10 protein-coding genes are annotated in these 12,664 nt (G+C 63.8%); 7 read left to right on the top strand and 3 right to left on the bottom strand.

The window, feature by feature from the left end; genetic code table 11:
* Positions 1–43 precede the first annotated feature (43 nt).
* The gene (locus JKL48_RS21145; RefSeq protein WP_236668963.1) at positions 44–2,536 is read right to left on the bottom strand and encodes a class I SAM-dependent DNA methyltransferase; all 2,493 of its coding nucleotides are present in this window, start codon (positions 2,534–2,536) and stop codon (positions 44–46) included.
* Between the two features lie 403 nt (positions 2,537–2,939).
* On the opposite strand from JKL48_RS21145, the gene JKL48_RS21140 reads away from it, so the two are divergent.
* Together JKL48_RS21140 and JKL48_RS21135 are read left to right on the top strand one after the other, a co-directional pair.
* Positions 2,940–4,538, top strand: a complete 1,599-nt coding sequence (locus tag JKL48_RS21140) for a vWA domain-containing protein (RefSeq protein ID WP_201987082.1) — start codon at positions 2,940–2,942, stop codon at positions 4,536–4,538.
* A gap of 229 nt (positions 4,539–4,767) precedes the next feature.
* On the top strand, positions 4,768–5,331 hold the full coding sequence (locus JKL48_RS21135; protein ID WP_201987081.1) for a fasciclin domain-containing protein: 564 nt from the start codon (positions 4,768–4,770) through the stop codon (positions 5,329–5,331).
* Positions 5,332–5,608: 277 nt separating this feature from the next.
* Here the strand turns inward: JKL48_RS21135 and JKL48_RS21130 are convergent, their stop codons facing one another.
* Positions 5,609–6,748, bottom strand: a complete 1,140-nt coding sequence (locus JKL48_RS21130; RefSeq protein ID WP_201987079.1) for a J domain-containing protein — start codon at positions 6,746–6,748, stop codon at positions 5,609–5,611.
* Between the two features lie 147 nt (positions 6,749–6,895).
* Between JKL48_RS21130 and JKL48_RS21125 the strand changes: the two genes are divergently transcribed.
* From JKL48_RS21125 to JKL48_RS21105, 5 genes are all read left to right on the top strand, one after another.
* Entirely contained in the window at positions 6,896–7,273 is a 378-nt protein-coding gene (locus tag JKL48_RS21125; protein WP_201987077.1) for a phage holin family protein, read from the top strand.
* Positions 7,274–7,288: 15 nt separating this feature from the next.
* On the top strand, positions 7,289–8,119 hold the full coding sequence (locus JKL48_RS21120; protein ID WP_201987075.1) for a hypothetical protein: 831 nt from the start codon (positions 7,289–7,291) through the stop codon (positions 8,117–8,119).
* Entirely contained in the window at positions 8,091–8,876 is a 786-nt protein-coding gene (locus tag JKL48_RS21115; RefSeq protein WP_201987073.1) for a geranylgeranylglyceryl/heptaprenylglyceryl phosphate synthase, read from the top strand. Before JKL48_RS21120 ends, JKL48_RS21115 begins: the two co-directional genes overlap by 29 nt.
* 209 nt (positions 8,877–9,085) lie before the next feature.
* The gene (locus JKL48_RS21110) at positions 9,086–10,510 is read left to right on the top strand and encodes a phytoene desaturase family protein (protein ID WP_201987072.1); all 1,425 of its coding nucleotides are present in this window, start codon (positions 9,086–9,088) and stop codon (positions 10,508–10,510) included.
* Entirely contained in the window at positions 10,503–11,321 is an 819-nt protein-coding gene (locus tag JKL48_RS21105; protein ID WP_201987069.1) for an alpha/beta fold hydrolase, read from the top strand. Before JKL48_RS21110 ends, JKL48_RS21105 begins: the two co-directional genes overlap by 8 nt.
* Here the strand turns inward: JKL48_RS21105 and JKL48_RS21100 are convergent.
* Entirely contained in the window at positions 11,315–12,457 is a 1,143-nt protein-coding gene (locus JKL48_RS21100) for an FAD-dependent monooxygenase (protein ID WP_201987067.1), read from the bottom strand. The genes JKL48_RS21105 and JKL48_RS21100 overlap by 7 nt on opposite strands.
* Positions 12,458–12,664: the final 207 nt, after the last annotated feature.

The raw sequence follows: 12,664 nt of genomic DNA, 5'->3' as shown, positions 1-12,664 counted from the left end.
TCCGTGTCGGTGAGAGAAACATTCATGCGGCAAGATTAACCAACTACTTTCGTTTTTCACTTCGCGAAAGGTTTAAATCCTTTCCGTTCCGATAGGGTCTTATATATTTTTCTAATCCATCAACAATACCCAAACCCAATGAAGATGCTACCTCAGGTTCGATTATGAAGCCTGTGCCGAAAGGCATTACCCCTCTGTTACTCAGGTCTTCATTCGCTTTTAGCGGTTTAGCAGAGTCTAATGCTGCTCCTATAGTTAAGTCAGAAAGAATCTGACCTTGCTGCTCCTCGAAAGTCACTTCGGCAGCGTCTTCGCCTTCTGCTACGGATTCCATTTTCAGGTTCCAGAGCTGGCCGGGCGCGGCGACGGTTGGGGTGCGTTCGGCCACCGTCATGGCGATGCGCACGGCGGCCCCTTCGGCGGCATCGACCCAGGGGTGGTCGGGAATGGCGAAGGTGAGGGTGAGCGGGGGCGTGTCGCCTTCCAGGAAGGGCTGCATCACGCGGCGGTTGAAGGTTTGCTTGAGGCTATTGGTGGTGATGAAGCCGAACCGCTCGGCGGGGCCGCGCTGCACGGCGGCGGCGGCGTTGTACCACCAGTACATCACCAAGTCGGCGGAGTCGGGCACGCGGCCTTTGTAGGCTTTGCGCAGGGCCTCGGTGTAGCCGTCGCCGAGGGCGTCGCGCATGCGGGCCGGCCCCACAAACGGCGGGTTGCCCACGATGAAATCGGCTTCGGGCCACTCGGCGGGCCGGGGGTTGGGGTAGTCGAGTACGGGCGTGCGGGCGGTTTCGTCGGGCACGGGCTGACCGGTGGCGGGGTGCGGGCGGGTGGTGCCGTCCCAGCGGGTCACGGGTTGGCCGTGGGCGTCGAGGCGGGGCGTGGGCGCGTCGTGGCGCAGGGCGGCGTCCTGCTGGCGGATGTTCTGGTACTCGTCGAGCAGGGGCTCGGCCAGCTGGGTGATGCCGTGGGTGCGCAGGTGCCACTGCAGGTAGCCGATGCGCAGCACCACGTCGGCAATGGCGGCGGCGCGCGGGTTCAGCTCCAGGCCCAGCAGCTGGCGCGGGCTCACGGTGGTGCCCCCGCCGAGGTCGAGCAGGCCGGTTTGGCCGAAGGCGTTGATGGCGGCCAGCACCTCGCCCTCCAGGCGCTTGAGGTGCTCGAGCGTGACGTAGAGGAAGTTGCCGGAGCCGCAGGCGGGGTCGAGGATGCGCAGCGAGGTGAGGCGGGTGAGGAAGCGCACCAGCTCCTGGCGGGCGTCCTTGGGCTGGCCTTCGTCGAGGCGGCGGGCGCTGGCGGCCTGGGCGGCCGTCCATTCGCGGCGCAGGGGTTCGAGCACGGTGGGCAGCACCAGGCGCTCCACGTAGCGGCGCGGGGTGTAGTGGGCGCCCAGGCTGTGGCGCTCGCGGGGGTCGAGGGCGCGCTCGAGCAGGGTGCCGAAGATGGCGGGCTCCACCTCGGTCCAGTCGGCTTCGGCGGCTTTGAGCAGCAGGGCCATCTGGTCGGGGGTGAGGGGCAGGGCGGTGGCGTCGTGGAAGAGCTTGCCGTTGAAGCGCCGCAGGCGGGCCTTGAGGTCGGGCGAGAATCCTCCAGTGTCCATGGTGGCCCACAGGCCGCGCAGGGCATCGGGCAGAAACTCGCGCAGCTCGGGCGTGGAGTAGGTGCGCAGCATGCCCGTGAAGCTGGTTTTGGGAATGAGCCCCACGTCTTCCGAGAACATCGTGAACAGGCAGCGCATCAGGAACTGGGCCACCACCTCGGGCGCGTGCCCGGCCCGCTCCAGCTGGGCACTCACGCCGGCTAGGTAGCCGGCCAGCTCCCGCGTGACGCGGGCGGCGCGGCGGCTGGGGTCCAGCTCGCGGGGCGCCTCCCACACCTGGCGCAGCAGGGCGCGGGTGCCCTCGTCGGCCAGCGCCGCCAGCGGCAGCCGGAACCGGGCCTGGTCGGGGAAGGGCACGAAGGAATCGCCGACGCCGGCGAAGTTCGAGTACACGTCGATGCAGTAGCCCACGTCCACCACCAGCACAAACAGGGGCCGGGGCTCCTCGGGCGGCAGGGCGCGCACGTAGCCCAGGGCCTGCTGGCGGGCGGCCTGCATCATCTGCTCCCATTTTACCGTGCCACGGGTGGCGTGGCCGTAGCGGCGCTTTTCGGGGCTAAGGCCCAGCTCGGCGCGGTCCGATTTCTCGGCCCGCTGCTGAGCATCGGGCGAGTCGGTGCCCTGCTTGGTTTCCAGAATGAAGCAGCCGCGCTTGTAGAGGTCGATGCGGCCGGTGCTCTTCTTGGGCCCGTCTTGGAAGGTGACGGCGCGCTCCAGCACGTACTGGTCTTGGGCGGGCTGGTCGGTGGTGGGGTCCGGCTTCGGCACGCCGAGCAGGTCGCAGAGGTCTTGCAGAAAGAGGCCGTAGTTGGCGCGCTCGGCGCCGCCGGAGTTGCGCCAGCGGGCGGCGAAGTCGGGGTAGGTCATGGGGGCGGTAGAAATGGGGGTGGGAAGATAGGGCGCAGACGGGTAGGGCGGGCTTAAAAGAACGGTCATGCAGAGCGCAGCGAAGCATCTCGCGTGCAGTCACTAATTAAAAAGTTAGTAGCGGCACGCGAGATGCTTCGCTGCGCTCTGTATGACGGGCTGTGGCAGTTCATAACGCGCTGTAATGGTCTATGGAGGAATAGAATGGTTCAGGAAGGCCAGAACATAAAATTGCTGGGTTACCTCCGCCCCACTCCCGGTATATACAGACACAGGCGGCGCTGCCTGTGTTTTGCTTTCCCGGGCCGGACCTTTTTATGGTCGGCCAAGCCGATAGTGCTGCCGCTGGATTTTCGTCGCGAAGAAAACCCGGCCCCAGCCCGCCTTCTGCAAAGTCGCGACTTGCGGTGGGGCGAGTAGCTTGGACAGCCCGCCGGAGGCCGCTTTCCATCCCCACTATTTTTCTTTTGTCATGAAGCTAAACTGCTTGCGCCCCCTGTGGGGGCTGCTGGTGGGCGCGTGGCTGTTGCCCGCCTGCCAGCAATATTCGACCGAAAAAATGGAGGCAGTGACCGTCGCGGAAGTGGCGGCCGATACGCCGGAGCCCACCGACCCGAAAACGGCCGACACCACCCGGGAAAACCGCGAGAACTACGCCGTAGTGCACGAAAACCCGTTTCTGGCCGCCGAGCGCAACCCGCTCAGCACCTTCGCTATCGACGTGGACCGCGCCTCTTATGCCAATGTGCGCCGCTTCCTCACCCAGGAACGGCAGTTGCCCCCGCCCGACGCCGTGCGGCTGGAGGAGCTGGTGAACTACTTCCCCTATCGATACCCGCAGCCGCGCACCGGTCCGGCTTCGCTCAATGCCGAAGTGGCCGCCTGCCCCTGGAACCCGGCCCACCAGCTCGTTTTAGTGGGCGTGCAAGGCAAGCAGGTCGCCACCTCAACCCTGCCGCCGGCCAATTTGGTGTTTCTGCTCGACGTGTCGGGTTCGATGAACGACCCGCAGAAGCTGCCGCTGCTGAAGGAGTCGTTGCGTTTGCTGGTGCGCGAGGCGCTGCGGCCCCAGGATTACGTGTCCATCGTGGTGTATGCCGGGGCGGCCGGCGTGGTGCTGCCGCCCACCTCGGGCGCCGACCGCGAAACCATTCTGCGCGCCCTCGACGGAGTGGAGGCCGGCGGCTCCACGGCCGGCGGCGAAGGCCTGCGCCTGGCTTACCAATTGGCGCAGCAGCACCAGCAGCCCGGCGGCAATAACCGCATTATTCTGGCCACTGACGGCGATTTTAACGTGGGCGAGCAGAGCGACGCCGACATGGAACGGCTCATTACCCAAGAACGGGAATCGGGCGTATTTCTCTCGGTGCTCGGCTTTGGCGAAGGCAATTTGCAGGACAGCAAAATGGAGCTGCTGGCCGATAAAGGCAACGGCAACTACGCCTACATCGACCAGCTGAACGAGGCCCGGCGGGTGCTGGTGCAGGAGTACGGCGGCACCCTGTTTACCTTGGCCAAAGACGTGAAAGTGCAGGTCGAGTTCAACCCGGCTTTGGTGCGCGAGTACCGCTTGCTGGGCTACGAAAACCGCCTGCTGGCCGCCGAAGACTTCAACGACGACCGCAAAGACGCCGGTGAGCTGGGTGCCGGTCAGCAGGTCACGGCCCTCTACGAGGTGGTGCCGGTGGGCGCGCCTGCCACCAACGGCGTTTCCATCGACCCCCTGAAATACCAGAAACTGGCCGCCAGCCGCCCCGCCACGGGTTCGGAGCTGCTCACCGTGAAGCTGCGCTACCAGGAGCCGCAGGGCAGCCCCAGCCAGCTGCTCGCGCTGCCCGTGCGCAATGTCCGGCTCGACGAGCCCATTGCCCAAGCTTCGGACAACCTGCGGTGGGCGGCCGCCGTGGCCCAGTTTGGCCTGCTGTTGCGCAATTCGCGCTACGCCGGCTCGGCCACCTGGGCCAGCACTGCCGATTTGGCTCGCAACACCGAAGCACCGGATGCCGACGGCTCCCGCAGCGAATTCCGGGAGTTGGTGCGGCAGGCCGCTGCGTTGGGCGGGCGGAACTAAAGAGGAGCCGCCAGTTTGAGTGAGTGAGAAGTTTTTTTGCCGGCACTCGCAGGCCAGCTGCCGGCTGATTAGGCCCTGTCCTTCAGCGGTGCTGGGCGTATTCGCGGCGCTCAGCTTGACGGGTTGGATTGAACGGTTCAGGAAAGAATGATGCGCCAGGCAATCCAGTCGCTTCCCTGGTGGCGTAGGTGGGTCATCATCCAAAACATCTAACCATTTCTCTATACCGATGAAAAAGACCCTGTTTTCGCTCGCCTTCGTTGCCCTGTTTAGCGCTGCTGCTACCACCACCGTTTCGGCTCAGGCCACCAAGACCGTCATGGTAGGCGGCGCCCCCATGTACCCCACGAAAAACATCGTGGAAAACGCCGTTAACTCGAAAGACCACACCACGCTGGTAGCCGCCGTAAAAGCTGCGGGCCTGGTAGAGACGCTGCAAAGCGCCGGCCCTTTTACCGTATTTGCTCCCACCAACGAAGCTTTCAACAAGCTGCCCGCTGGCACGGTTGAAACCCTGGTGAAGCCCGAGAACAAGGCCACGCTCACCAAAATCCTGACCTACCACGTGGTGTCGGGCCGCATGACGTCGGCTGACTTGGCCAAAGCCATCAAAGCCGGTAAGGGCAGCGCTACGCTCAAAACCGTACAGGGCGGCACCCTCACGGCTATGATGAAAGGCAAAGCCATTGAGCTGAAAGACGAGAAAGGCGGCGTTTCGACCGTCACCATTGCCGACGTGCTGCAAAGCAACGGCGTGATTCACGTCGTGAATACCGTGCTGATGCCCAAGTAGTCTTTTCTGAGCTACTGATAACAACTGCGGCAACCGCCGTCGGCTCCGGCCGGCGGCGGTTGTTTGTTTTGAAGGCAGAGAAAAGCAGAAGTAACCATGTTTGGTTGCCCGTCCTGCTGAGCGGAGTCGAAGCATCTCTACCGCTTCGTTGCTTCGATTGAATTCGTATTGAGGTAGAGATGCTTCGACAAGCTCAGCAGGCCGGGCAACCAAACATGGTTACTTCTGCACGTGTACTGAAAGGCAGAGAAACACAAGCCTCATCACTCTCATGTCGTCAGTGGCAAGCTTCCTGGGCGGTGCGGGCGTATTCATAGCCCAGGTCCACGGCGCGGCGATAAAACTCGCAGGCGGCCGTGGAGTCGCCGGTGCGGGCCGCCAGGCGACCGAGCAGAAAGTGGGTGCGGCCATCCCTGGGATTGGCCCGCAGCACGGTAAAATAATCGGCGCGGGCATCGGCGTAGCGGCCCAGGGTGGCGAAGGCCAGGCCCCGCAGCTGCACGTAGTGCCAGGGAGTGGGCGCGGCGGCGCGGCGGCGCTGGGCCAGGCCTGCGGTGAAATCGGTCACGGCCGGGGCGGGCCGGCGCAGGGCGAGCAGGCGGGTTTCGCCGCGGGCCAGGTAGGCAGCCGCGTGGCTGCTATCGAGCGCTAATGCACGCGAATAGCTGAGGTCGGCCGCTGTTGGGCGGGCCAGCTGGCTTTCGGCGCTACCCAGGAAATAAAGCAGGTCGGCGGCCACGCGGCGCGACTGGGGCTGCAGCAGGGCCGCCTGAAAATCGGCGCGAGCGGCTCGTGGGTCGTGGTTGAGCAGCAGTTCCAGCTCGCCGTGGCGGCGCAATGCGGGACCATAGTCGGGCCGGAAGTGCAGGGTCTCGTCGAAGTAGCTGTAAGCGGCCGACCACTGCCCCTGGCCGTAGGCGCGCAGGCCATCCCGGTAGTTGCTGTTGGCCGAAACGCGGTCCATGGTCACTTTCACGGCCAGCGAAAAAATGACAATGCCCAGCAGCAGCAGCAGCGTCAGGGTCCAGTCGCGGCGGTTGAACCGCACCTGCTGGCGCGGAATGCGCTGGTAATGCCGCTCGCGGCTGCCGGCGGGCGGGCGGGTGCGCAGCGGCGCGGGCGCGGGCATAGGCACCCCGTACACGTGCTGAGTCGCGGGCCGTTGCTGCTGGCGGCGCCGCTCTTCGTCGAAGCGGCGGGCCGTTTGGGCCAGCTGAAAATCATAGGTAGCCCGGCGGCCGGGGTCGCCCAGCACGTGGTAGGCCGCGGCCACGGCCTTGAACTGGTCTTCGAAGCGCACATCGCCGCCGTGCTTATCGGGATGATATTGCACCACGAGTTGCCGGTAGGCGCGCTTGATATCGGCGGCCGGGGCAGTGGGCGGCACGCCAAGGACTTGGTAATGATTCGGACTCACGCTACGCGGCAAACACAAAGGACCACACAAAAGTCAGCCATGCGCCGAAAATTTCCGTAGAACCGGCGCACCCCAGCGCATATTTTCCTGCTAAGCTGGGCTTTTGCACCGACTTTCTATTCTTCGCCACCCCATTTTTTGCGCCGTATGGTCACCGACGACGACACCTCCAAAACACCCCGCAACGACAGCCTGATTGGCAACCTCACCGGCTACCTCGACACCCGCATTGACCTGGTGCGGCTGGAAATCCAGCAAAAAGTGTCGTCCATTTTTGTCAGCACCGTGCACGGCGTCACGCTGGCCATGCTGGGGCTCATGTTTGTTATTTTCCTGAGTGTATTTGCGGGCCTGGCCCTGAATTCGGCGCTCGACAGCCCTTACTGGGGCTTTGGCGTTGTGGCCGGCTTCTACCTGGTGCTCCTGGTGCTCGTGCTGGTAGGCGTCGACAAAGCCGCGTTCCAGGGGCTGGCCAACAAGGCGCTCAAAGACACCATTTATAAATCCGACAAACGCCAAGCATAACCCGCCATGAGTGAGTTGCAAAATCCCCTATTCGACGAGGAAAAAGAATTTCTCGAACGCAAAAAGCTTGAGTACGAGCGGGCCCTGCGCGGCGACGTGGAGCACATCAAAGAACAGTCGGCCACGGTGGGCAAAATTGCCTTGGTGGGCGTGGGGCTGGCGGGCGGCATCTGGCTTATCACCAAAGCGTTTGGTGGCAAAGGCAAGAAGCACAAAGGCCGCTCCAAGCGCCGCCACAACCCCGAAAACGACGAAGCGGACTACGACAACGGCTTTGGCAGCAGCTTTGCGGCCCATGACGACGAGCGGGGCGTGGGTGCCTTGGTAAAATCAGCGGCCGATTCGGCCGCGGCATTCGTGGAGCACCACGAGCACACCCACGAATCCGATGACCTTGGTTTTGGCTCAAAAGCAACCTACGCTTCGGACGAGCCGGCCATGGCCAGCTACCACGAGCCCGCGCATCGCAGCTTTGCGCCGGATGAATTCGAGGAAGACCCCTTCCAGGACTTGCCCTACGACGACAGCCGTCGGCTGCCCGCCTCGCACGCGTTCGACGGCGATGAAACGCCCGTCGTTAGTGCCGCCAACTCCCGCTCGCGCATGATTGGTGCGGTGCTGCAGTCCTTTTTGCAGTCCGATACCGGCAAGGTGTTGGTGGGCCAGGTGGCCGCCGTGGCGCTGGCTTTGGTGACGAAAAAAGTGGGTGAGTTTTTCCCGGCCGACAAAAATGCCGACCTTGCGACGCCCACCGGTCAGGCTGCTGCCGCCGCTGGCTATTCTCCCGCCGCCTCGTCTGCAACTTCTGTCTCCTCGGATGCGTCAACCCAACCCCAGTCTTTATGACGCGCTGCGCACTCGTCAGCAGCACGGCCGCAAGGCGCTGGCCGTATTGCTCGACCCCGATAACCTGGATGAAACCAGCCTGTTGCACCTGCTGCGCCTGAGCCAGGCTCATCCGGTCGATTACTTTTTCGTGGGGGGCAGCCTGGTGCTAAGCGCGCACCAGGCTGCCCTCATTGCGTTAATAAAAGAGCACTCCACCGTGCCCGTGTTGCTGTTTCCGAGCCATAGCCTGCACCTCGATGGCCCCGCCGATGGCGTGCTGCTGCTTTCGCTTATCTCGGGCCGCAACCCTGATTTTTTGATTGGCCAGCACGTGGTGGCCGCGCCGCGCCTGCGGGCCAGCGGCTTGCAGCTGCTTTCAACGGGCTACATGCTGGTCGATTCGGGCCGGCCCACCACGGCTTCCTACATGAGTGGCACCACGCCGCTCCCGCACAACAAGCCCGGCATTGCGGCCTGCACCGCCATGGCCGGCGAGCAGCTGGGCCTGAAGCTGATGTACCTCGACGGCGGCAGTGGGGCTCAGCACCCGGTATCGGGCGCTATGATTGCGGCCGTGCGCGAAGCCGTGAGCACGCCCATCATCGTGGGCGGCGGCCTGAACACCGGCGAAAAAGTGTACGCCGCCCTGGCCGCCGGGGCCGATGTGGTCGTGGTCGGCAACCACATCGAAGCCGAGCCAGAATTCCTGGCCGAAGTGGCCGGCGTGGTGGCCTCGTTCAACGGGCTGACGCACGCCCGGCAGGTGGCGGAGTAAGCATTCGTACCTTAAAGTGTGTGAGGAAATTTGATGAAAGCACCATAGAACGTCATGCTGAGCGCAGTCGAAGCATCTCTACCGCAGCAGTAAATGATTACTCTCGCAGTAGAGATGCTTCGACTGCGCTCAGCATGACGTTCTATGGTGCTTTGCCTACACCTTGTTAGAAAGGACACTGTTGCTACCCTGAACCTGTTCCCCACAACATGCCAACCCACGCCGCACCGCGTACCATTCTCATTATTGGGGCCGGAGTAGGTGGGCTGAGCGCGGGCATTCGGCTGGCAAAGCTGGGCTACCGGGTGCAAATACTGGAGGCACGGGAGGCCGGCGGCGGCCTGGCCTCGGGCATGCAGGTGGGCGGCTTCTCGTTCGATGCCGGCCCCTATATTTTGCTGGATAAACCGGGCCTGGACTGGGCATTTCAGCAGCTTGGCATTCCTTCAGAATCTTTGAAGTTGAAGCCAATTGCTGCTGTGTACCACGTGCTGCACGAGGACGGCGGCACCACGGCCTTCGACCACAGCCTGACCGACACCGCGGCCCGGTTCGAAAGCGACTACCCCGGCAGCGGGCCGCGGTACCGGGCGCTGGTCGAGCGCACGTTTGCCATTCACCAACACCTAAAACCGTTCACCTTCAAAAGCCAGCCCAACGTGTGGGATGTGCTGCGCACGGGCTCCCTGCGCTACGTGCCTTTTCTGCTCAGCTCACTCGATTCGGTGCTGAAAAGCTCGGGCCTGCCGCTGCCATTGCGCAAGGGCATCAGCATCTGGACGCACGTGGCCGGGCAGCCGGTGGCGCAGGCGCCCAGTCCCATGGCTTTCGTGCCCGGCTTGTTCCACCACGTCGGGGCCTATTATCCCGAAGGCGGCATGCGCGCCATTGCCGCGCTGCTGGAAGCCGAGGCCCTGGCTGCCGGCGTGCACATCCGCTACGGTACCAAGGTGGTCGCCATTCGCACCGCCAACAAAGCCGTCACCGGAGTCGAAACGGCCGGTGGCGAATTCCTGCCGGCCGAAGCCATTATTTCCAATTCCAGCGGCATTGGGACGTATGCGGAGCTGGTCGAGAATTTTCCGCCTACTACAAAAGCAACCCTGGCGCAGCTGCCACTGCAGTCGCCGGGCGTGTGCGTGTACCTGGCTGTGCAAGGTTGCCGGCCGCCCTACTACATCCGCTTCAAGCTAAATGGCACGGGCTGCACCGCTTTTGTGCAGCCAGGCCTGCTGGAACCCAGTCTGGCGCAAAACGGCTGGTACCCCGCCCGCCTCATTGCGCCCCTCGGCCACGCCACGGCTGCCGCCCTGGGCCCCGAGGGCCAGCAACAGCTGATGGACGAGCTGCTGGCCGACCCGTGGTGGCAGGAAGGGCTGGCGGGCTACCGGGTGCTGCACAAGCGCACCACCTTCGAGTGGGGCCGCGACTACACGCTCTATCACGACAGCATGAACCCGGTGATGACGGCCCGCTTCATGATTAAGGGCCGAATTGCCCACCGCAGCCCGTGGGTGCGCGGGCTGTATCTAGCGGGCAGTTCTACTCATCCGGGGCAGTGGGTGAGTTTCTGCGCTATTTCGGGGGTGCTGGCGGCCAACTGCCTGGCCCAGGATTTTCCGGCCCATGCTTAGCACGCAACTAGAGCAGCACTACGGCCAGCCTTTGCGCGTGGCGCGGCTGGGCCAGGGCGAGGCCGTGGTGCTGCTGCACGGCTACCCCGAAAACCTTCAGGTATTTGCCCGCTTTGCGCCCGCGCTTGCGGCAGATAAACACGTCATTGCCTTCGACTGGCCCGGCATGGGCCACAGCGCGGCCTGGCCGGGCGGGGCCACGCCGCTGCTCATGGCCAGGCATTTGCTGCAGCTGCTCGATGATTGGCAGCTGGATAAGGTGCACCTCATTGGCCAGGACATGGGCGGGCAGCCGGCGCTGGTGTTCGCCGCCGAGTACCCCACGCGGGTGCGCAGCGTGGTGGTCATGAACTCGCTGCTCAGCGCCGATGCCGAAACGTCCTGGGAAATAACCTGGCTGCGCCGCTTCGGGGTCAACAAGCTGCTGTTGCAGCATTTCCCGCGCCTCATTTTCTGGCGGGCGCTGCACACCTTTTTGCCGTTCGGGGCCCGCCTGACGCCGGCTGAGTACGACGACATGTGGGCGACGTTTCGCCAGCCTGCCGTTCGGCAGTTTATCGTCCGGATGTGTGCGGGCTACGAGGCGCAGCTGCCGCGCCTGCCGGAGCGGTACCGGCAAATAACCTGCCCGGTGCTGGTTCTGTGGGCCGGGCAGGACAAGCATTTTCCCGTCGCGCATGCCCATTGGCTGTGCGCGCAACTGCCCCATGCCCAACTGGCCATCGTTCCCAAAGCCGACCATTGGATGGTGGTAGCCCAGCCGGCCGAAGTCGCGGCTCACGTCCGGTCGTTCTACCAAACCATTCAATAATTCAGCGCATATACCTGCCGGAACTGCCGCTCGATGAGCGCCGCCGGCGCCGCGCGCATCAGGAAATTGCGCACGGCACCGGCCCCGCCGGTGAGGTAGCCCGCGCGGCCCATCAGGCGAGACGTTTTTACAATGTGGGTGGCCTTGGCGTGGCGCAGGCGGTGCAGGGCGGCAAAAGCTAGTTCGGGCGTGGGTTCGCGGCGCAGGCATTGGGCCACCGCGTAGGCATCCTCCACCGCCTGGCAGCCGCCCTGGCCCAGGTAGGGCGTAGAGGCGTGCGCGGCATCGCCAATCAAGCACACCTTGCCGCGGCTCCACTGCGGAATGGGGTCAAAATCGGTGATTTCGTTGCGGATAATGCGGGCTTCGTCGGCCGCTTCCAGAATGGCCGGTATCGGGTAGGCAAAACGACTGAATACCGCTTGTAGCCGGGCTTTCAACCCCTGATGACTTTCGGTGACGAGAGGCGCTTTTACCACCACAAACCAGTCAACCAGCCCATCGGCTACTTCCGAAAACCCAAAGCGCACGCCTTCACCCCACGCTTCCATAATAGACTGCTTGTAAGCCTCCGCCAGTTGAATGGCCGAAATGCCCCGCCACACCACGTGCCCCGTGCCGGCAAACCGAACGCCGGGAAACAACTGCGTGCGAATGGGCGAATGGATGCCATCGGCCGCCAGCATAAATCCCGCTTCGGCGCGGCTGCCATCGGCAAAAGCCGCCGCAACGCCGGCTGGCGTGTCGGCAAGCACCGTGTGCTCTTTGGCGAGTAGCACGGTGGTCGGGGCAAGCTCGGCCAGCAGCAGCGCCTGTAAGTGGGCCCGCTTGATGGCCGTGGTAGTGTAGCCAAACTCCCGCCGGATACGCTCCTGATTGGTCCGCAACAGGGGCCGCATCCGGGCGTCCACAATCTGAATATTGCGCAGCGGTACGCCGGCCGCGTTTATTTTTTCGGCCAGGCCCAGCCGATGAAACACCTGCATGGCGTTGGGCGCCATCCAGATACCGGCGCCCAGCGGCAGAATTTGCGGGGCTGCTTCGCAGACGTTCACCGCCAGGCCCTGCTGCTGCAAAGCCACTGCCGCCGTGAGTCCGGCAATGCCACCCCCAATGATAAGGCCCGGTGCTTGCATGAAAACGCGCGTCAGGAAACCAACCGGCTTCGTACCAGCGCTAAAGCTAGGGCTGCCGCGGCCAATATGCAGCAGTAGCAGGGCCAAAGCGCAGTAATGCGATACAACCCACCGGCCGGCAAACGCAAAAAAGCCCGCCGTCAACAACAGCAGGCTTTCTACAAAATCAGCAGCTGACAAAGGCCAGCGTCACTGCCAATGTCTCGC

The organism is Hymenobacter rubidus (assembly GCF_016734815.1).
Taxonomy (GTDB): Bacteria; Bacteroidota; Bacteroidia; order Cytophagales; family Hymenobacteraceae; genus Hymenobacter; species Hymenobacter rubidus.
This window is presented reverse-complemented; position numbering and strand designations above follow the sequence as displayed.